The organism is Streptomyces sp. NBC_00669, from assembly GCF_036226785.1.
Taxonomy (GTDB): Bacteria; Actinomycetota; Actinomycetes; order Streptomycetales; family Streptomycetaceae; genus Actinacidiphila.
In genome coordinates this window covers 2,704,505-2,723,849 of sequence record NZ_CP109018.1, presented here as the reverse complement: position 1 = coordinate 2,723,849, position 19,345 = coordinate 2,704,505, and the positions used below count along the sequence as shown (strand labels likewise).

16 protein-coding genes are annotated in these 19,345 nt (G+C 73.4%); 8 read left to right on the top strand and 8 right to left on the bottom strand.

From position 1 onward, the window contains the following. The first annotated feature begins 2 nt into the window (after nucleotides 1-2). The 3 genes from atpD (at nucleotide 3) to OG896_RS10845 (ending at nucleotide 2,559) form a co-directional block, all read left to right on the top strand. Nucleotides 3-1,457: a F0F1 ATP synthase subunit beta gene (gene atpD, locus OG896_RS10855; RefSeq protein ID WP_329364521.1), complete on the top strand. Its 1,455-nt coding sequence runs from the start codon at nucleotides 3-5 to the stop codon at nucleotides 1,455-1,457. 153 nt (nucleotides 1,458-1,610) lie between these two features. Continuing rightward, nucleotides 1,611-1,985: a F0F1 ATP synthase subunit epsilon gene (locus OG896_RS10850; protein WP_328469630.1), complete on the top strand. Its 375-nt coding sequence runs from the start codon at nucleotides 1,611-1,613 to the stop codon at nucleotides 1,983-1,985. A 124-nt stretch (nucleotides 1,986-2,109) separates the two neighbouring features. Next, nucleotides 2,110-2,559 carry a DUF2550 domain-containing protein gene (locus tag OG896_RS10845; RefSeq protein WP_329364518.1) on the top strand — a complete coding sequence of 150 codons (450 nt, stop codon included), beginning with the start codon at nucleotides 2,110-2,112 and terminating at the stop codon, nucleotides 2,557-2,559. Nucleotides 2,560-2,647: 88 nt separating this feature from the next. Here the strand turns inward: OG896_RS10845 and OG896_RS10840 are convergent, their stop codons facing one another. Further along, the gene (locus OG896_RS10840) at nucleotides 2,648-3,220 is read right to left on the bottom strand and encodes a cob(I)yrinic acid a,c-diamide adenosyltransferase (RefSeq protein WP_329364516.1); all 573 of its coding nucleotides are present in this window, start codon (nucleotides 3,218-3,220) and stop codon (nucleotides 2,648-2,650) included. Between the two features lie 170 nt (nucleotides 3,221-3,390). Between OG896_RS10840 and OG896_RS10835 the strand changes: the two genes are divergently transcribed. The 3 genes from OG896_RS10835 to OG896_RS10825 all read left to right on the top strand — a co-directional run bounded on the left by OG896_RS10835 (nucleotide 3,391) and on the right by OG896_RS10825 (nucleotide 8,424). Further along, complete coding sequence (locus OG896_RS10835; RefSeq protein ID WP_329364514.1) at nucleotides 3,391-4,239, top strand: 3-hydroxyacyl-CoA dehydrogenase family protein; 849 nt, start codon at nucleotides 3,391-3,393, stop codon at nucleotides 4,237-4,239. A gap of 185 nt (nucleotides 4,240-4,424) precedes the next feature. Beyond that, entirely contained in the window at nucleotides 4,425-4,724 is a 300-nt protein-coding gene (locus OG896_RS10830) for an STAS domain-containing protein (RefSeq protein WP_329373889.1), read from the top strand. A 229-nt stretch (nucleotides 4,725-4,953) separates the two neighbouring features. Further along, on the top strand, nucleotides 4,954-8,424 hold the full coding sequence (locus OG896_RS10825) for a hypothetical protein (protein WP_329364512.1): 3,471 nt from the start codon (nucleotides 4,954-4,956) through the stop codon (nucleotides 8,422-8,424). A 101-nt stretch (nucleotides 8,425-8,525) separates the two neighbouring features. Here the strand turns inward: OG896_RS10825 and nucS are convergent, their stop codons facing one another. Continuing rightward, complete coding sequence (gene nucS / locus OG896_RS10820; protein ID WP_328469642.1) at nucleotides 8,526-9,188, bottom strand: endonuclease NucS; 663 nt, start codon at nucleotides 9,186-9,188, stop codon at nucleotides 8,526-8,528. Between the two features lie 229 nt (nucleotides 9,189-9,417). Here nucS and OG896_RS10815 point away from each other — a divergent pair, with 229 nt between their 5' ends. Continuing rightward, nucleotides 9,418-9,810 (top strand): SCO5389 family protein, encoded by a 393-nt coding sequence (locus OG896_RS10815; RefSeq protein WP_328469644.1) that lies wholly within the window; start codon nucleotides 9,418-9,420, stop codon nucleotides 9,808-9,810. Between the two features lie 134 nt (nucleotides 9,811-9,944). Here the strand turns inward: OG896_RS10815 and OG896_RS10810 are convergent, their stop codons facing one another. Continuing rightward, complete coding sequence (locus OG896_RS10810) at nucleotides 9,945-10,970, bottom strand: LLM class flavin-dependent oxidoreductase (protein ID WP_329364508.1); 1,026 nt, start codon at nucleotides 10,968-10,970, stop codon at nucleotides 9,945-9,947. Between the two features lie 334 nt (nucleotides 10,971-11,304). Here OG896_RS10810 and OG896_RS10805 point away from each other — a divergent pair, with 334 nt between their 5' ends. Beyond that, nucleotides 11,305-11,616, top strand: a complete 312-nt coding sequence (locus tag OG896_RS10805) for an ATP/GTP-binding protein (protein WP_329364507.1) — start codon at nucleotides 11,305-11,307, stop codon at nucleotides 11,614-11,616. 181 nt (nucleotides 11,617-11,797) lie between these two features. Here the strand turns inward: OG896_RS10805 and OG896_RS10800 are convergent, their stop codons facing one another. From OG896_RS10800 to mce, 5 genes are all read right to left on the bottom strand, one after another. Continuing rightward, complete coding sequence (locus OG896_RS10800) at nucleotides 11,798-12,571, bottom strand: ABC transporter permease (protein WP_329364505.1); 774 nt, start codon at nucleotides 12,569-12,571, stop codon at nucleotides 11,798-11,800. 2 nt (nucleotides 12,572-12,573) lie between these two features. Further along, the gene (locus OG896_RS10795; RefSeq protein WP_443056996.1) at nucleotides 12,574-13,776 is read right to left on the bottom strand and encodes an ABC transporter ATP-binding protein; all 1,203 of its coding nucleotides are present in this window, start codon (nucleotides 13,774-13,776) and stop codon (nucleotides 12,574-12,576) included. Nucleotides 13,777-13,942: 166 nt separating this feature from the next. Next, nucleotides 13,943-14,881, bottom strand: coding sequence for a cellulose-binding protein (locus OG896_RS10790; protein WP_329364503.1), 939 nt, complete (start codon nucleotides 14,879-14,881; stop codon nucleotides 13,943-13,945). A gap of 105 nt (nucleotides 14,882-14,986) precedes the next feature. Further along, nucleotides 14,987-18,541, bottom strand: a complete 3,555-nt coding sequence (gene scy, locus OG896_RS10785; RefSeq protein WP_329364501.1) for a polarized growth protein Scy — start codon at nucleotides 18,539-18,541, stop codon at nucleotides 14,987-14,989. A 251-nt stretch (nucleotides 18,542-18,792) separates the two neighbouring features. Further along, the gene (gene mce / locus OG896_RS10780; RefSeq protein WP_329364499.1) at nucleotides 18,793-19,242 is read right to left on the bottom strand and encodes a methylmalonyl-CoA epimerase; all 450 of its coding nucleotides are present in this window, start codon (nucleotides 19,240-19,242) and stop codon (nucleotides 18,793-18,795) included. Between the last annotated feature and the right edge of the window lie 103 nt (nucleotides 19,243-19,345).

Below are 19,345 nucleotides of genomic sequence, written 5' to 3'. Positions count from 1 at the left end.
CTATGACCACCACTGCTGAAACGGCACCCACGGCCGGCGTGGCCGCCGGCCGCGTAGCCCGGGTCATCGGCCCGGTCGTCGACGTGGAGTTCCCCGTCGACGCCATGCCGGAGATCTACAACGCCCTCCACGTCGAGGTCGACGACTACGCCGAGGCGGGCGCCACCAAGACGCTGACCCTCGAAGTAGCGCAGCACCTCGGCGACGGCCTGGTCCGCGCGATCTCCATGCAGCCCACCGACGGCCTGGTCCGCCAGGCCCCGGTGACCGACACCGGCGACGGCATCACCGTGCCGGTCGGCGACGTCACCAAGGGCCGCGTCTTCAACACCCTCGGCCAGATCCTCAACGAGCCGGCGGCCGAGTCCGAGGTCACCGAGCGCTGGGCGATCCACCGCAAGGCGCCGAAGTTCGACGACCTCGAGTCGAAGACCGAGATGTTCGAGACCGGCCTGAAGGTCGTCGACCTGCTCACCCCGTACGTCAAGGGCGGCAAGATCGGCCTGTTCGGCGGCGCGGGCGTCGGCAAGACCGTGCTCATCCAGGAAATGATCATGCGTGTGGCGAAGCTGCACGAGGGCGTTTCCGTGTTCGCCGGCGTCGGCGAGCGCACCCGTGAGGGCAACGACCTGATCGCGGAGATGGAAGAGTCCGGCGTGCTGCCGCAGACCGCGCTGGTCTTCGGTCAGATGGACGAGCCGCCGGGCACCCGGCTGCGGGTCGCGCTGGCCGGTCTGACCATGGCGGAGTACTTCCGCGATGTGCAGGGCCAGGACGTGCTGTTCTTCATCGACAACATCTTCCGGTTCACCCAGGCCGGCTCCGAGGTCTCCACGCTGCTCGGCCGGATGCCCTCCGCGGTGGGTTACCAGCCGAACCTGGCGGACGAGATGGGCCAGCTCCAGGAGCGGATCACCTCGACCCGTGGTCACTCGATCACCTCGATGCAGGCGATCTACGTCCCCGCGGACGACCTGACCGACCCGGCCCCGGCCACCACCTTCGCCCACCTCGACGCGACGACCGTGCTTTCGCGGCCGATCTCGGAGAAGGGCATCTACCCCGCGGTGGACCCCCTGGACTCCACCTCGCGCATCCTGGACCCGCGGTACATCACGCAGGAGCACTACGACTGCGCCTCGCGCGTCAAGGGAATCCTGCAGAAGTACAAGGACCTCCAGGACATCATCTCCATCCTCGGCATCGACGAGCTCGGCGAGGAGGACAAGCTCACCGTCTTCCGTGCCCGCCGGATCGAGCGCTTCCTGTCGCAGAACACCCACGCGGCGAAGCAGTTCACCGGTGTGGACGGCTCGGACGTGTCGCTGGACGAGTCCATCACGGCGTTCAACGCGATCGCCGATGGTGAGTTCGACCACTTCCCGGAGCAGGCGTTCTTCATGTGCGGTGGCCTGGAGGACCTCAAGGCCAACGCCAAGAAGCTGGGCGTGAGCTGACGCCTCGCACCACCCGGGCCGCCAGGCCCACGCGACCGGGGGGCGATCCGGTGGACTCCGCAGGGGGTCCTCGGACCAGCCTTCCGGTCGCACCCCTTATTCTGTGTCCTATGCATCCTCCGCAGGCGGTGGGTGCCAACCCGAGGAGCCGTCTTGGCCGATCTTCACGTCGAGCTGGTCGCCGCGGACCGCAACGTCTGGTCCGGCGAGGCCAACCTGGTCGTCGCCCGTACCAAGTCGGGTGACATCGGCATCATGGCCAACCACGAGCCGCTGCTCGGGGTGCTCCAGTCCGGTCCGATCACCATCAGGACCAGCGACGGCGGCACCGTCATCGCCGCCGTGCACGGCGGGTTCATCTCCTTCGCGGACAACAAGCTCTCCGTCCTCGCGGAGATCGCCGAACTCGCCGACGAGATCGACGTCGACCGGGCGGAGCGGGCACTGCAGCGCTCCAAGTCCGAGGACGACGCCGGTGCCGAGCGCCGGGCGGAGGTGCGGCTCGCCGCCGCGGCGGGCGCACGCTGAAGGACGTTTGACCGCAGGACGTAGTACCAGCAGGACCACGGTGCCGCGGACCGCCCGCAGGGGCGGTCCGCGGCACCGGCACAGCAAGGGCGGCAACTCATTCGAGGCGAGGAGGTCGGTGGACGTGATCCTCGCTTTCGAAGTGGGCGGCGCGGTCCTGGTGGCAGCGCTGCTCGGTCTCTTCCTCTTCGGGCTGCGCCGGCGCCTCATCCAGCGCCCCGGCGGCACCTTCGACTGCTCGCTGCGCCCGGCCCCGGCCGGCGACGCCGAGTCGGCCGCCGGCAAGGGCTGGGTCTACGGAGTGGCCCGCTACAGCGGTGACCGGGTGGAGTGGTTCCGGGTCTTCTCCTACGCGATCCGGCCGCGCCGGGTGCTGGAGCGCCCTTCGATCGAGGTCACCGGCCGCCGCGAACCCCAGGGCTCGGAGGAGCTGGCCCTGCTGTCGGACGCGGTGGTGCTCTGCTGCGTCCACCGGGGTGTCCGGCTGGAGCTGGCGATGAGCGACGACGCCCTGACCGGTTTCCTCGCCTGGCTGGAGGCGGCCCCGCCCGGCCAGCGCGTCAACGTGGCATGACGCCCGCGGCCGGCTGAGCCGCGGACGAACGCGGCGCGGCACCGTACCGCGCGGCCGGGTGCGCTGACCCCGTGGTGCCGTGACCGGCTCAGCGGTCGCCGCCCGGCACCCACAGCACGTCGCCGCGGGCGACGTTGGCGCTGCGGGCGAGGATGAAGAGCAGGTCGGAGAGCCGGTTCAGGTAGGTGGCGGTGAGCGGGTTCATCGTGTCGCCGTGCTCGTCCAGCGCCGCCCAGGTGGAGCGCTCGGCCCGGCGCACCACGGTGGTCGCCTGGTGCAGCAGCGCCGCGCCCGGGGTGCCGCCGGGCAGGATGAAGCTGCGCAGCTTGTCCAGCTCGGCGAGGAAGCGGTCGCACTCCGCCTCCAGCCGGTCCACGTAGGGCTGCTCCACCCGCAGCGGCGGGTACTTCGGGTCCGGCACCACCGGGGTGGCCAGGTCCGCGCCCACGTCGAAGAGCTCGTTCTGGACCCGGGTCACGACGGCGGCCACCGGCTCCGCGAGATCGCCGAGCGCCAGCGCCACCCCGAGCACCGCGTTCGCCTCGTTGGCGTCGGCGTACGCGCCGATCCGCGGGTCGGTCTTGGCGGTACGGCTCATGTCGCCGAGCGCCGTCGTGCCGTCGTCGCCGGTACGGGTGTAGATACGGGTGAGGTTGACCATGCCGACGAGCGTAGGCCCTGCCCGGCCCGGTCCGGGGCGCCACCCACCCGGCCGCGCCGCCCCAACTGTGCGACCAAGGACACACGGTGACGCGGCCGACATCATGCTGCGCCGGGTGCTGAAGGGGCGTTAGGGTCCGGGCCAGATACCCCGACGGAGAGGTGTGTGCCGTGGCGAAGAAGGTCGCCGTCATCGGAGCCGGACTGATGGGCGCCGGCATCGCGCAGGTGTCCGCGCAGGCGGGCTACGAGGTGGTACTGCGGGACGTGACCGACGAGGCGCTGGCCCGCGGCCGGAGCGGAATCGCCGCGTCCTACGACAAGTTCGTGGCGAAGGGGAAGCTGACCGCGCAGGACGCCGAGGCCGCGCTCGCCCGGATCACCACGACCACCGACCTGGACGCGGCCGCCGACGCCGACCTCGTGGTGGAGGCGGTCTTCGAGGAGGTCGAGGTGAAGCGGGAGATCTTCCGCACCCTCGACCGGCTGGTCGGCGACGACACGGTGCTCGCCTCCAACACCTCCGCGATCCCGATCACGAAGATCGCCGCGGCCACCGAGCGCCCCGAACGGGTCGTCGGCACCCACTTCTTCTCGCCGGTGCCGCTGATGGGGCTGTGTGAACTGGTCCGCGGCCACAAGACCAGCGACGACACGCTCGCCCGGGCAAGGGAGTTCGCGGAGCGCACCGGCAAGACCTGCATCGTCGTCAACCGCGACGTGGCGGGCTTCGTGACCACCCGGCTGATCTCCGCGCTGGTGGTGGAGGCGGTCAAGCTCTACGAGTCCGGGGTCGCCACCGCGGAGGACATCGACACCGCGTGCAAGCTCGGCTTCGGGCACGCGATGGGCCCGCTCGCCACCACCGACCTCACCGGGGTGGACATCCTGCTGCACGCCACCGGGAACATCTACACCGAGTCCCAGGACGAGAAGTTCGCCCCGCCGGAGCTGATGCGGCGGATGGTCGACGCGGGTGACCTGGGCCGAAAGAGCGGGCAGGGGTTCTACACGTACTAACCGACGTCACTCCAAGGAGTGAATTCGGTCTCGGTTCGCTCACAGGCGGCAACTTCTGTATACGACGGACCGTCAGTTGTGTGAGGACTGACGGGTCGACGCGTTCACGCCGCTCGCACGGCATCCATGCCGGCACCGTGTCCGCACCAGCACCGTGTCCATGCCAGCACCGTCCGGGAGTGACTATGCACATCAGGGGCGACCACGCCGAGCTGGTCGTCGGGGGGCGCCTCGACGTGCGCAGCGCTGCGGACGCCCGTACGGCCCTGCACACCGCGCTGGACGCCGGGCACGGCGACCTGGTGCTGGACCTGACCGAACTCGACTCGTGGGACGCGACCGGCCTCGGTGTGATCATGGGCGCGCACCGGCGGGCCGGCCGCGGCGGCCGCCGGCTGGTGCTGCGCGGTGTGCCCCCGCAGATGCAGCGGCTGCTGATCGCCACCCGGCTGCACCGAATCCTCGCGATCGAGGCGGAAACGTAATCCGCGGCAGCCAACCGCACGTAAAAGGCGTAACGGACGCTTCTCGCAGGTGAGGCACCCCCGGCACTTCATGGATGGTGTGCGAGCCCTTAGAGTTTGCGCATCGATGGCCAGGAGGCGTGCCACCGCGTGCGCCGCAGTAGGGGAATCCGGGCGGCGGTCCGTGAGCGCGGACCCGCGGCAGCCCGTGGCGGCCCCCAACCAGTGACGCACCTTGGGGGCGTACGACATGGATCACACCGAGCGCTTCGACTCCGTCGAGGACCCGGACGGCGACGACGGCCGTGCGGCCGGTCGCGGTGACGACCTCGCGCGGGGCGACGGCGCCCGTGCGGACCGGCCGGGACCGGCCGCGTCCGGGGTGTCGCCGTTCGGCGGCGCCTCCGGCGGTTCGGCCGGCCGGCGCCCGGCGGGGGCGTTCGACGCGTTCGCGGCCGGCGCCCCGCGGCCGGGCGCGCGGCAGGAGCAGCCCCGCGGTGAGTGGCCGGCCGCGCCGGAGCCGCCCGCGCAGCCGCCGTTCGGCCTTGGCGCCTTCGCCACTCCCGCGGTCTTCCAGGACCCGGCCGCCGAGGACGACGGGCTGGGGCTCGCGGCCGGCGCCGGAGCCGTCGCGCGGCTGAAGGGCGCCGAGAGCTTCGACGCGTTCGGGACCGGCGGGAAGAGCCTGCGCGGGACGGAGCAGAGCGCCGGGGGCGAGGCGGACGACGCGGGCGGTACGGGCGACGCGGGTACGGAAGCGGCCGGCAGCGCCGCGGGCGGCGACGGTACGCGCGGCGACCTTACGGGTCCGGGTGACGCGGACGAGGGGCGGGCACCTGGTGCCGGGCTCGACGTGTACGACCCGCTCGCCGACGACTTCGACCCCTTCGCTCCGGCCGCCCCGGTCGACCCGGCGCAGCCGGCGGACCCGGGCGCGGGCGTCGTGCCGTTCAGCGGGGGTGGCGACATCGCCGGGTTCGGTGACGGGTTCGGCGGCGGGTTCGCCGACGCCCCGGCCGTCGACGTCAGCGGCCCGGGTGGACTGGCCCCCGCGGACCGCGACCTGAGCGGCTCTGCGCCGGGCTCCGGGTTCGGCGCCTTCGGGGCGCCCCGGAACTCCGGGGCATCCGGGGTGTCCGGGTCGTTCGACGCCTTCGGCGGGTCCGGTGGCGGGGCCGGCGGGTCCGGCGGGACCGGGGGAGGGGCCCGGTCGGGCGGCAGCTTCGACGCGTTCGCGGCGGGAGCGGTCGGCGACGGCGACCGGCTGCCCGCGCTGCGACCCAGCCACACCCCCTCGCTCTTCGACGCGACCTCGCCCGTGCCGCGGGTGACCCGGCCGGCCCGCGACCCGCTCGCCCCCGAGGTGGGCGGCGGCAGCGGCCCGGGCACCAGGGTCGAACGCGTGGTGACCGCGGACTACCTGCTCACGATCAACCACGTCGACGGCACCGAGGTCGTCAGCTGCCCGCCCGAGGAGGCGCGGGTGCCCGCGCGCCGGAGCAAGGCGGAGCGCACCGCGCGCAGCGCCGGCGCCCGGCCCACCCCGCCGCCGGGGCCGCCCGGTCCCGAACTGCCGCTGCTGGAGCGCGACGAGGAGCGGGAGCGGCTGATACGGCTGCTGGCCCGCGGCCGTTCCATACGCGTCACCGGCCCGTCCGGGGCCGGACGCACCGCCCTGCTGGAGTCCGTGGCCAACGCCTGCGGCGACCTCGCGCCCGACGGCGTGCTGTGGCTGTCCGGCTACCACCGCACCGTCGCCGATGTCCTGCAGGACCTCTACGCCGTCGTCTACGCCGGTGACGGCTACCGCCCGGCCCGCGCCGAGCTGCCCGGGCTGCTGCGCCCGATCGGCGCCGTGGTCGTGGTGGACGACCTGGAGTTCGGCGGCGCCGCGCTGGAGGAACTGCTCGCCGCGGCCCCCGAATGCGCCTTCCTGATGTCGGCCACGCCCGGCGTGCCCGCGCCCGCCGCCGACTCGATGGTCGAGGAGGTCTTCCTCGCCGGCCTCACCCGGGTCGCCAGCCTGGACCTGCTCCAGCTCGCCGCCGGCCGGACGCTGGCCGAGGACGAGGCCGCGTGGGCGGCCGACCTGTGGTTCGAGTCCGAGGGGCTGCCGCTGCGCTTCGTGCAGGCCGGCGCCCTGCTCCGGCAGCGGGACGCGCTGCGCGCGCCGGTCGAGGAGGCCGAACCGGCGGAGTGGGACGACTCGGTGTGGGAGAAGGGCGCCCCCGGCACCGGTGTGCCGTCCCCTGGCGTACGTCGGCCCGCGCCGGACCCGCTGCCCTCGCTCGCGGAGAGCGCCGCGCCCGCGGACCTGCTCGCCTCGCGGCTGAGCGAGGCCGCCCGGGAGGCGCTGGCCTTCGCGGTCGCCCTCGACGGCGAGTGCCCGCACCCCTCGCACCTGCCCGCGCTGGTCGGCGACACCCACGGTGACGCGGCGCTCGGCGAGTTGACGTCCGTCGGGCTCGCGGTGCCGGTCGCCGCGCACTTCCGGCTGGCGGCCGGGGTCGTACCGCAGCTCGCCCCGAGCCTGTCGGTCGACGGCGAACTCTCCGACGTCCAGGCGCACACCGCGGCACTGCACTACGCCTGGTGGACCGGGCACCCCTCGGTCACGCCCGAGCGGGCCACCGCCGAGTCCGAGGCGATCATCGCGGCGATGACGGCCTGCCGTGACGGCGGGCACGCCAGCGCAGCGGTGCTGCTGGCCCGTACGGTCGCGCCCGCGTTCGCCGCGGCGCTGCACTGGGGGGCCTGGGAGCGGGCGCTGCGGATCGGCCAGGAGGCCGCGCGGCTGTCGGGGGAGGTCGCCGAGGAGGCGTACTTCCTGCACGAACTCGGGGTGCTCGCGCTGTGCACGGGCCACCTCGACCGGGCCCGCGCCGACCTGGAGGCGTCCATCGCGCTGCGCGCGGCGCTCGCCGACCGTCAGGGCACCGTCGTGGGCCGCCGCACCCTCGCGCTCGTCACCGACCTGGCCGGCAGCGCCGCCCCGGAGGTCCCGCCGGCGGCGGCGCCGGCCGAGCCGCGGGCGGCGGCCACCGGGACGCTCGCGCTGCCCGAGGCCGTGCCGCCCGTGCTCATCAGCAAGGCGCCCGCGCCCGGCGCGGCCCCCGCCGCGGGGCGCGCCGCGCCCAGCGTGCGGAAGCTCGCGGTGGTCGGCTCCCGCCGCAACCTCGTGGCCGCGGGCACCGGGGTCCTGATCGCCGCCGTGGTCGGCACGATCGTCACCCTCGGGGCCACCTCGGGCGGCGACGACCACCCGGACGACCAGGTCAAGCCGATCGAGTCCGTCCAGCAGGACCCGCCGGACACCACGCAGGCCCCGGCCCAGGACGGCACGACGGCTTCCCCGCCGGCGAGTTCGTCCACCGCCTCGCCCTCGACGACCTCCACCCCCACCGGCTCCACACCCGCGGGCACCACCACCGCCACCGGCACCACGGCCACGACCCCCTCGACCACGCCCCCGACCACCCCGAGCACGGGCCACCCGGGCGGAGGCGGCAAGCCGACCCACTCGCCGACGACGCGGCCGACCACGCCCTCGCCCACCACGAAGCCTCCGACCACCCCGCCCACGACCCCGCCGACCACGCCCCCCACGGATGACCCGACGGGCCCCTCACCCTCCATCGCCACGCAGCCCGCGAGCACACCCGCCACCACCCCGGACACCCCCTCCGCGACCCCCTCCGATACGGCAACCGCGACCCCGTAGACAACGGTGCCCCCCAGGGGCGCGGGGAACGGCGCGAGCAACCCTCACGGGCAGGTGGTCCCTGAACCGACAGAACCGCCCACCCGGGCGGGTCAGGGGCCCTAGAAGAGGCGGAGCTTGTCGTCCTGGATGCCGCGCAACGCGTCGTAGTCCAGCACCACGCAGTCGATCCCGCGATCAGTCGCGAGCACGCGTGCCTGCGGCTTGATCTCCTGCGCCGCGAACACGCCCTTCACGGGCGCGATCCGGGTGTCGCGGTTGAGGAGTTCGAGGTAGCGGGTGAGCTGCTCCACCCCGTCGATCTCACCGCGCCGCTTGATCTCGATCGCCACCGTGGCGCCGCCACCGTCGCGGCAGAGGATGTCCACCGGGCCGATCGGCGTGGGGTACTCGCGCCGGATCAGGGTCCAGCCGGCGCCGAGCACCTCCATCCGATCCGCGAGCAGCTCCTGCAAGTGCGCTTCGACGCCGTCCTTGATGAGACCGGGATCGACCCCGAGTTCGTGCGACGAGTCGTGCAGGATCTCCTCGATCGAGATGATCAGCTGTTCGCCCGCCTTGTTGGTGACCGTCCACACACCGTCGTCGCCCTCCTTGAGCGAGCACGGCGGGGACATCCAGTTCAGCGGCTTGTAGGCGCGGTCGTCCGCGTGCACGGACAGGCTGCCGTCGGCTTTGATCAGCAACAGCCTTGTGGCGGAAGGGAGATGAGCGGAGAGCCGACCGGCGTAGTCCACGGAGCAGCGGGCGATCACGAGGCGCATGGTGTGCAACGCTATCCGACCCCGCCCCCGCCCGGAAAATTGGCCGGTTGTGGGTGTCGCCGCCTGGTGCGGCCGCGCAGGTGACGCCTACGGTTGACGTACCGGGGCCGACGATCCGCACTTTGGGGCGGCCTCCGGGCAACACGTCCTCCCGCACGGCGCTTCCGGCCGTGCGCGGTGCCCGCAGACCCCCGTCCGCTCAGGACGCGTGGTCACGAGAGGAGTACCCATGTCGCTCGACGTCTCACCGGCCCTTCTCGAACAGGCCGAGCGAGGCGAGGTCGACGAGCAGGAGTTCGTCGACTGCGTCCGGACGTCCCTCCCTTACGCGTGGGAGATGATCAGCTCGCTGGTGGCGCAACTGAAGGTCGACGGAGGGGAGTTCGCCGACAACCAGGTGCCGCCGCCGAGCGAGAAGGAACGCGGCCAACTGCTGCGCGCACTGGCCAGCGACGCGATACGCGGCGCGCTGCAACGGCACTTCGGGGTGCGGCTGGCCTTCCAGAACTGCCACCGGGTGGCGGTGTTCCCCTGGGACCCGGCGGTGGAGCGCAGCTTTGACGAGTTCACCTCGTTGCGGTCCCAAGTGCTCAACCAGTCACCGGAGTTGCGGGACTGCTGAGCCGGCCGCGCCGATCGGCCCGTCCGCGGGGCCGGTCGGCGCGCCCACCCGCCGCGGCGGGACCGGCGGCCGTAAACGATCAACGGTGCCGCACACAACCAGGCGTGCCGCCGTGCCGGGCGCTCCGCACCGGATCAGGCCAGTTCCGGGAGCACGTCGCCGCCGAGCCGGGCGACGTTCTCCATGGTCGCGTCGAGGTCGCCGGAGCCCTCGGCGAGCAGGGCGAAGCGGGTGATGCCGGTGCGTTCGGCGGTGGCGGCCAGCCGGTCGGCGCACAGCCGCGGCGACCCCACCGGGTGCAGGGCGCAGAGCAGTTCGGTGTAGCCGTGCGGGTCGCGCATCGCGCGCGGGCTTCCGTCGTAGGTGCGGTGCGCGGCCAGGCCCTGCTGGAGCCAGCCGGGCATCGCCTTCGCCAGCACCTCCACGGCGTCCGCGCGGGTGTCGGCGACCTGCACCACTCCCGCGGAGACATGGCCGGCCGCCGCGACCACGTCCGGCGGGTGCCCGGCGGCGAGCGCCGCCTGCCGCCACATCGCGACCATCGCCGCCTTGTCGTCGTCGCCGCAGTGCATGCCCAGCAGCATCGGCAGGCAGCGCCGGGCGGCCTCCCGTACGGTCCCGGGCGAGGTGCACGCCACCACCACCGGGGGGCCCGGCCGCCCGTCGAGTTCGTCCGGCCGCGGCACCACCGCCACCTCGCGGAAGGCGTACCGCGGGCCGGTCGCCGCCACGGCGGGCTCGCTCAGCCAGCGCATCAGCAGATCGAGCGATTCGGGGAAGCCGCGCTCGAAGGCGTCGAGTCCGGTGCCGAAGACCTCCAGGTCCACCCATGGCCCGCCGCGCCCCACGCCGAGGGTGAAGCGGCCGCCGGAGGCGAGGTGCAGCAGCGCGGCCTGCTCGCCGAGCGCGACCGGGTGGACGGTGGGCAGCACGCTCACCGCGGTGCCGACCCCGATCCGCGAGGTGCGGCCGAGCATGATCCCGGCAAGGGTGACGGCCGACGGGCAGACGCCGTACGGCACGAAGTGATGCTCGGCCAGCCACACCGAGTCCAGCCCCGCAGCCTCCGCCGCGTCGGCCGTGGATATCGCCCGGCTCAGCGCCTCGCCCTGGCCCTGGCCGGGGAACTGGGCTGCGAGAACGAACGTCCCAACGCGCATCACGCACTCCCTCTTTCCCCGTCCAACGCTTGGCACGTGCCAAAGGCACGGCCTGGCCCGGGAGTTTTCATGATTTTCGGCAGCCGATGAGCGGGCGGCAGCCGGGCGCCAGCCGGGAGGCGGGCGGGACGCGGGCGGGTTGCGGAAGGGCGGCGGAAGCGCTGCCGAAGGGCGCTGGGCGGGCGTCAGGAGGGCGGCGGGCCGCGTGTGGGTGTGCCGCCGGGCCCGGGGCGTACGCGTAACCTGGAGGGACGGTTCGGCCCCGGCGGCTCGGACCGGTCCGCTGTCGAACCAGTGCAGCCCGGGGCCTGGCCGGGCAGAGCGCGAGGTGTCCGTGTCGCCGCGACGTAACCGCCCGTACAAGCCGGCGCCCGCGCAGGAGCGCGAGTCGGGCCTCGGCGGCGGCCGGACCGAGGAGTGGCAGGGCGAGGAGTGGGTGGTGCGGCCGATCGCCGGCAGCGCGTCCGCGAAGCACTACCGCTGCCCGGGCTGCGACCAGGAGATCCCGCCCGGCGTCGGCCACGTGGTGGCCTGGCGGGAGTACGGCGGGGTGGACGACCGCCGGCACTGGCACCGCGCCTGCTGGAACGCGAGGGACCGCCGCACCAGCAAGGTGCAGCGGTCCCGTAACGCCCCGCGGTATTGACGCGTCCCGCGGTATTGACGTGCACCGCGGTTCCGAACGCTCCGCGGCATCGGTTCTTTCGGTGGTCGCGCCCGCCGGCGGATTCACTCGTTCGAGTGACGCGTTCCGTGCTCCCGAAGTGGCGTGACGCGCCCGTGCGGGCGGGCCTGCCGCAGGCGCGGACCGGCGGGCGGACCCGGGCTCAGGCGTCGCGCTGCTTGAGTACCACGTAGCCGCCGATGAGCACCGCGATCACCCACAGCGCCATGATGCCGATACCGCCCCAGGGGCCGTACGACGTGTGGTCCCCGGAGCCCGGCACCACCTGCATGATCTTCTGACCGGCCTGGTCGGGGAAGTAGCGGGCCACCGACTTGACCTTCGGCACCGCGCTGAGGATCGGCGAGACCAGGAAGAAGAACGGCATCAGGATGCCCAGCCCCAGCATCGGGCTGCGCAGCATCGCCGCGGTGCCCACGCAGAACAGCACGATCAGCGTCATGTACAGCCCGGCGCCGAACACCGCGCGCAGCACGCCGTGATCGCTGATCGAGGCGCTGTGCGAGCCGAGCAGCGCCTGCCCGACGAAGAAGGTCAGGAAGCTGGTCACCATGCCGACGATCAGGGCGAGCACCCCGGCGACCGCGACCTTCGAGGCGTAGAAGTGGCCGCGCTGCGGCACCGCGGCCAGCGAGGTGCGGATCATGCCGGTGCTGTACTCGCTGGAGATCACCAGCACGCCGAAGACGATCAGCGCGAGCTGGCCGAGGGTCATGCCGAAGAAGCTGGTGTTCGTCGGGTCGAAGGTCGCCTTGTCGGACGGCGACATCGAGCTCCACTGGCTGTTGAAGACGGCGCTGATGATCGCGCCCAGCGCGATGGTGACCAGGAAGGCCAGCGCGAGCGTCCACACGGTGGAGCGCACCGAGCGGATCTTCGTCCACTCGGACTGGAGGACGGCGGAGGTCGAGGCCATGGTCAGTGCCCCTTCTTCTTGCCGTTGTCACGCCACTGGGCGCCCCACTCGGGGGCGGCGGGAGGCGGCGGCGCCGCTTGACCGCCCTGGCCCGGCTGCTGCCAGCCCTGCCCCTGCGGCGCGCCCTGGCCCTGCCCCTGCGGCACTCCCTGCCCCGGTCCGTACGGCGAGGCACCGTACGGCGACGCTCCGTACGGCGAGGAGCCGTACGGAGGCTGCCCCGCGGGCGCCCCGGGCTGCTGCCCGGCAGCACCGCCCGGCACCGGAGCCCCGGGCCCGCCGACCGGCCCCGGGCCGACCTGGCCATGCGCGTGGTACTCCACCGACTCCGCGGTGAGCTGCATGAACGCTTCCTCCAACGACGCCCGCTGCGGGCTGAGTTCGTGCAGCACCAGCTGATGCTGCGCCGCGAGTTCGCCGAGCGCGGCAGCGTCGCCGTCGGTGATCTCGAACGCTCCGTCGCCGGTTTCCACCACGGTGTAACCGGCCTTGGCCATCACGTCCTTGAACCGCTCCTGCTGCGGAGAGCGCAGCCGGACGTAGGACCGCGAGTTCTTCTCGATGAATTCGGACATCGAGGTGTCCGCCATCAGCCGGCCGCGGCCGATCACGATCAGGTGGTCGGCGGTCAGCGCCATCTCGCTCATCAGGTGGCTGGAGACGAAGACCGTGCGGCCCTGGGCGGCCAGGCCCTTCATCAGGTTCCTGATCCAGTGGATGCCCTCCGGGTCCAGTCCGTTGACCGGCTCGTCGAACATCAGGATCTCCGGGTCGCCGAGCAGCGCCCCGGCGATGCCCAGCCGCTGGCCCATGCCGAGCGAGAAGCCCTTGGAGCGCTTCTTCGCCACCGCGCTCAGACCCACCGTCTCCAGCACCTCGTCCACCCGGTGCTTGGGGATGCGGTTGGACTGCGCCATGCACAGCAGGTGGTTGTACGCGGTGCGGCCGCCGTGGATCGCCTTGGCATCCAGCAGCGCGCCGATGTACTTCAGCGGTTCGCTGAGCTGTGCGTAGTGCTTGCCGTCGATCCGGACACTGCCGCTGGTCGGGTTGTCCAGCCCCAGCAGCATGCGCATCGTCGTGGACTTGCCCGCGCCGTTCGGCCCGAGGAAGCCCGTCACCACGCCGGGGCGCACGGTGAAGGTCAAATGGTCGACTGCGGTCTTGTCCCCGTACCGCTTGGTGAGCCCCTGCAACTCAATCATGGGCCCGAGGCTACTTCAGACGGCGCAACCCCCGCCCGAGGAGGGGCGGGGGTTGTGGAAAAACGTGCCTCCACCGGTCGCCGACCAGTGGTACAGCCCGCGAGCGGAGCCGCCGGCCAGTGGCACCACCGCGGGGCGGAGCCGCCGGCCGGCGCGGAAGTGCCGGTCAGCGGGACTGCTGGGCCGGGACGCCGCGCGAGACCGGCTCGTCGTCGGCGGGGGAGCCCGCCGCGGCGACGGCCGCACCCGTGAGCGTCGCCAGCATCTCGCGCACGTTGGTCAGCTGCGCGTTGATGCTGTCGCGGCGGTTGGTGAGCGCCGCCAGCTCGCGCTCGGACTCGCTGCGAATCCGGTCGGCCTTCGCGTTCGCGTCCGCGACGATGTCCTCGGACTGGCGCTGCGCGGTCTCCACCGTCTGGCGGGCGCGGCGCTCGGCGTCGGTGCGCAGCTTCTCCGCCTCCAGGCGGAGCTGCTCGGCGCGGTGCTCGATCTCCGCCAGCCGCTTCTCCGCCTTCGCCTGACGGGACGCCAGGTCCCGCTCGGACTGCTCGCGGCGCTTGGCCAGGTTGGTCTCGAAGTCCGCGGCGGCCTGGGCGGCCTTGGCGCGAGTCTCCTCGAACAGCGCATCGGCCTCCTCACGCTTGGCCGAGGCGTCCTTCTGCGCGTCCGCGCGCAGCTGCGTCGCGTCGCCCTTCGCCTTGTCGACGATCCGCGCGCCCTCGTCCTCGGCCTTCGCCTTGCGGTCGGAGGCGTAGGACTCGGCGTCGCTGCGGACCTGGGCGGCGGCCGACTCGGCCAGCTCGCGGTGCTGCTCGGCCGCGCGGCGGGCCTCCTCGCGCAGGTCCTTCGCCTCCTCCTCGGCGAGGCGGAGGATCTTCTCGACACGGGCGCCGAGACCGGCGTACGACGGCTCGGAGTCGGTGACCTGGGCCTGGGCGTTCTGGGTTTCGAGGTGCAGTTCCTCGATGCGCTTCTCCAGCGCGGTGATCCGGGTCAACGCGCTGTCACGGTCGGCGACGAGCTTGGTGATGCGGTCGTCCACCTGACCGCGGTCGTATCCGCGACGCACGAGCTCGAAGCCGAAGGGGGAGGAAGTGTCGCTCATGGGGTTCCTGTCGATGATTCAGACCGGTGAGGTGATAGGGGGAATCCTAGGGGGCGCGGCGGCGTGTCACCGAGCCATTGCGTATTCGGTATGGAGAATGTCCGCTCAATCGAGTGGAGCCTCGTCGGACCGCTTGCCGCTCGTACGAGTGGCGGGTGCGCCCGCGCCGGCCGCGACGGCGCTCTTGCCGGACCCGCCGGGCGCCTCGAACGACTCCAGCGCCTCCAACACGTCCTGGACCCGGGAGATCTCCGCGTTGATGTCCTCTCGGCGGCGCACCAGGACCTCCAACTCTCTTCTGCCCTCCGCCACGACGCGCTCGGCTTCGGCGCGCGCCTCGCCCTTGACCCGCTCCGCCTCGCGTTCGGCCTCGGCCTTCTTCTGCTCGGCTTCCTTGAGCAGGCCCTCGACCTTCTTCACGGCGGCGATCCGGACCTTGCTCGCCTCCGACGTGGCGGTGCTCTTGATCTCGGCGGCCTTCGCTTCCGCTTCCCCCAACTGCTCGGTCGCGGCGGCCACCAGCTTGTCCACCCGCTCGCCGACCACCTTCATGGCCTCGGCGGCCTCCTTGCGGGCCCGCTCGTGCAACTCCTCCACCTCGGACTCCACCCGGCGGCGCAACTCCGCTGTGCGGTTGCGGGTGTTGGTGGCGTCGTTGCGCGCCTCGGCCAGTAGCGTATCGGCGTCGGTGCGGGCGCGCTCCACCATCCCGTTGCCCTCGTTGGTGGCCTCGTTGACGATCCGCTCCGCCTCGGTGCGGGCCGCGCCGACCATCGCGTCGGCGTGCTGCTCCGCCGCGGCCTGCGTCGTGACCGCCTCCGCCTGCGCCTTGCCGATCAACTCGTCGGCCTGCTCGGCCGCTTCGCTGCGCCGCTTGTTCGCCGCCTCGCGCGCCTCGTCCAGGATGCGCTGCGCGTGCGTACGGGAGTCCTCGGCGGTCCGCTCGGCGCTCGCGAGCGCGTCCCGGGCCTGGGCGCCGAGGCGTTCGGCCTCCTCGCGTGCCTTGCCCACGAGTTGGTCGGCCTGGTTCGCCGCGTCGGTACGCATCCGGTTCGCGTCCTCGCGCGCCTCGGAACGCAGCCGGTCGGACTCCTCGATCGCCTCGCTGACCGTGCGGTCGGCCATCGCGCGGGCCGCCTCGGCCTCCTCGGCCGCCTCCCGGCGGACCCGGGACGCGTCCTCACCGGCCCGCTCCCGCTCGGAGTTGGCGTCGGAGTGCAGCCGGTCCGCCTCGCCCTGCGCCTCGGCGCGCATCCGGTGGGCGGCGTGCTCCGCGGCCGACCGCAGCCCGGCGATCTCCTCCTCGGCCTCCTGACGCAGCCCGGCGACGGAGTCGCGCACCTGCTGCGCGGTCCCCTCGGCGGCGGCCACCAACTCCGCCGCCCGCTGCTCCGCTTCGGCGACCAGCCGGTCCGCCTCGACGCCGGCGTCCTCCACCCGCTTGCGGGCGGCGGCCAGCAACTCCTCGCTCTCCCGGCGGGCTTGGGTGCGCTCCTGCTCGGCCTCGGTGCGGGCCGCGCCCAGCACCTCCTCGGCCTCGCGGCGGCGCCGGGCCGCCTCCTCCTGGGCCGCGCCCAGCGCCTCGGCGGCCTCCACCCCGATCCGCTCGGCGGCGGCCGCGGCCTCCGCGCGCAGCCGGTCCGCGGTCTCCTGCGCCTCGGTCCTGCGCTGCTCGGCGTCGGCGGCCGCCTCGGCCTGCAGCCGTACGGCGACGGACTCGCCCTCGGCGCGGGTCTGCGCCGCGTCCGAGGCCGCCTCGTCGCGCAGCCGCACCGCCTCCGCCTCGGCCTGCTCCTGAAGGACGCGGACCCGCTCGGCGGTCTCGCCGCGCAGCCGCTCGGCCTCCTCGCCGGCCTCGGCGCGGACCCGGTCCGCCTCGGCGGTGGCCTCGCGCAGCGCCTGCTCGGCACCGACGACCCGCGCCTCGGCCTCCTCGCGCAGCCGGGCCAGGTCGCCCTCGGCCTCCTCGCGCATCCGCGCGGCGACCGCCTCGGCCTCGGTACGGGCCTGCGCGAGGGTCTGCTCGGCCGCCTCCTTGGCCGCCTCCGCCTGCCGCCCGGCCTCCGCGTGCAGCTCGTCGGCCTCCGCGCGCGCCTGCCGCAGCGCCTCCTCGGCCTTGGTGTTCAGCGCCGAGGCCCGCTCCACGGACTCCGTGCGCATCCGGTCGGCCTCGGCGGTCGCGCCCTGCCGCACCTCGTCGCCGTCGGCCTTCGCCTTGGCGAGCAGCTCCTCGGCCTTGCTCGCGGCCTCCTCGATCTGCTGGACCGCCTCGCGCCGCGCCTCGCCGCGGATGCGCTCGCCCTCGGCGACCGCGTCGGCGCGCAACTGCTCGGCCTCGCCGCGCAGCCGCCGGGCCTCCTCCTGGAGCTCGACGGTCCTGGCGCGGTACTCCTCGGTGTCGTCCTGGGCGGCGCCGCGCAGCTCCTGCGCCGACGCCTCCGCCTCGGCCCGCAGCCGCTCGGCCTCCGCGTCGGCCTCGCGGCGGATGCGCTCGGCCTCCTCGGCGGCGGCCTTCGTGGTGGAGCGGGCGTCCTCGGACGCCTTGGTGAGGATCTCCTCGGCCGACCTGGCCGCTTGGGCGAGCTGGGCGGCGGCGTCCTCGGTGGCCTTGGCGCGGGCGGTCTCCTGCGCCTCGGCCCTGATCCGGTCGGCCTCCGCGCGGGCGTCGGCGACGGTCTGCTCGGCCTCCGCCTTGGCCGCCTCGGCCTCCTTGGTGGCCTCGCCGACCATGCGGGCGATCTCGGCGCGCGCGGTCTTGGTGCGCTGCTCGTTCTCGGTCTCGGTGGCCGCCAGCCGCTTGGCAGCGCCGGCCGCGGCCTCCTCGCGCAGCCGCTCGGCCTCGGTGGTGGCCTGCCGCAGCGTCTCCTCGGCGGCCCTGGCCCGCTCGTCGGCGAGCCGGGACAGCTCGGTGGCGCGGGTCCTGGCCTCGTCGGACTCGCTGCGGGTGGTGGTGCGCAGCGCCTCGGCCTCGGTGGTGGCCTCGGTGGCCTGCGCGGAGGCGGTGGCCATCAGCCGCTCGGCGTCGGCGCGCGCCCGGCGCAGCAACTGCTCGGCCTCGGCGCGGGCCGCCTCGGCCTCCGCGGTCAGCCGCTGGCTGGTCTGCTCGGCGATCCGGGTCGCCTCGGCCCGGGCGGCGGCCAGCGCCGCCTCGGACTCCGCGCGGGTCTCGTCCAGCAGCCGCCGGGCCTGCGACTCGCTGCGGGCCCGCAGCTGCTCGGCCCAGGCCACGTTCTCGTTGACGTGGGTCTCGACGGTGGCGCGCCGCTCGGCGAGCTCCTCGTCGAGCTGGCGGCGGCGGGCGATCGCCTCGGTGTGCCAGTCCGACTCGAACCTGGCCTGGTGCTCGGCCTGCTCCTGGAGCAGCCGCTGGGTCTGGGCGCGGGCCTCGCGCAGCTCCCGCTCGGCGTCGGCGCGCAGCTGGTCGGCCTGGATCTGGGCGTTGCGCAGCAGCTGGTCGGCCTGGTGGCCGATGTTGTCGTAGGCGGGACGGGTGGCGAGAGTACGGCGCGCCTCGTGCAGCTTGGCGCGCAGCACTTCGACCTGGTAGCCGAGGTCGTCGGCGTGATCGACCGCCTTGCCGCGCTCGGTACGCAGCCGGTCCATCTCGGCTTCGAGTCGAGAGAGCTGGTCGTCAGCCCGGTAGCTGTCGTTGCCCCGCACTCCGCGGTCCCATCGGTCTCCTGGCGTCCTCACCCGCCAACCGGGTGAGATTCTCCGTAGCTCGGTTTGAGAGAACAGAGCTATACGAAGAATGGTGTCAGATCAACGTCACGGAGCGGGAGCGTACCCAGGAGCGTGCTCCCGGCCGCCCACCCCGGTCGGCCCTCGGTCACTCTACCGGGCGGCACCGGGGTTGGGTCAGTGGTCTCGGGCCTGTTCGGCGGTCCCGGGGGCCCGGTTCGGCCGGATCGCTACGCCTTGTCGCCGGCGTCGGGGGTGTGCGGGGCGGAGGTGACCAGCTCGGTGAGCACCCCGTGGCAGTCCTTGGGGTGCAGGAAGGTGATCCGCGACCCCATGGTGCCGATCCGCGGCTCCTGGTAGAGCACCCGCACGCCCTTGTCGCGCACCGCCTCGGAGTCGGTGTCGACGTCCCCGGTGCCGAAGGCGATGTGGTGCACGCCCTCGCCGTTCTTCGCCAGCCACTTGCCGACCGCGGAGTCCTCCCGGGTCGGCTCCAGCAGCTGCAGGTAGGAGGCGCCGCCGTCGTCCGTCCCGCTGATCCTGATCATCGCCTCGCGGACACCCTGCTCCTCGTTGACCTCGGTGTGCTCCACCTCGAAGCCGTACGTGGCACGGTAGAACTCGACGGTCGCGTCGAGGTCGAAGCAGGCGATCCCGATGTGGTCGATGCGTGTCAGCATGCGCACAGTTCACCGTACCGGCGGGCGGTCACGCAACGTGCGCGCCATCACACGTTCCGCCTCGTGACCCGGCGACTACCGGTCAGTACATTGACGGTAACCC

What these genes read in the sequence shown, in the direction of transcription:
- atpD (WP_329364521.1), top strand. Translation starts at nt 3, where the DNA reads ATGACCACCACTGCTGAAACGGCACCCACGGCCGGCGTGGCCGCCGGC.
- OG896_RS10840 (WP_329364516.1), bottom strand. Translation starts at nt 3,220, where the DNA reads ATGGTCAACCTCACCCGTATCTACACCCGTACCGGCGACGACGGCACG.
- OG896_RS10830 (WP_329373889.1), top strand. Translation starts at nt 4,425, where the DNA reads ATGCACATCAGGGGCGACCACGCCGAGCTGGTCGTCGGGGGGCGCCTC.
- OG896_RS10825 (WP_329364512.1), top strand. Translation starts at nt 4,954, where the DNA reads ATGGATCACACCGAGCGCTTCGACTCCGTCGAGGACCCGGACGGCGAC.
- nucS (WP_328469642.1), bottom strand. Translation starts at nt 9,188, where the DNA reads ATGCGCCTCGTGATCGCCCGCTGCTCCGTGGACTACGCCGGTCGGCTC.
- OG896_RS10815 (WP_328469644.1), top strand. Translation starts at nt 9,418, where the DNA reads ATGTCGCTCGACGTCTCACCGGCCCTTCTCGAACAGGCCGAGCGAGGC.
- OG896_RS10810 (WP_329364508.1), bottom strand. Translation starts at nt 10,970, where the DNA reads ATGCGCGTTGGGACGTTCGTTCTCGCAGCCCAGTTCCCCGGCCAGGGC.
- OG896_RS10800 (WP_329364505.1), bottom strand. Translation starts at nt 12,571, where the DNA reads ATGGCCTCGACCTCCGCCGTCCTCCAGTCCGAGTGGACGAAGATCCGC.
- OG896_RS10795 (WP_443056996.1), bottom strand. Translation starts at nt 13,776, where the DNA reads ATGATTGAGTTGCAGGGGCTCACCAAGCGGTACGGGGACAAGACCGCA.
- OG896_RS10790 (WP_329364503.1), bottom strand. Translation starts at nt 14,881, where the DNA reads ATGAGCGACACTTCCTCCCCCTTCGGCTTCGAGCTCGTGCGTCGCGGA.
- mce (WP_329364499.1), bottom strand. Translation starts at nt 19,242, where the DNA reads ATGCTGACACGCATCGACCACATCGGGATCGCCTGCTTCGACCTCGAC.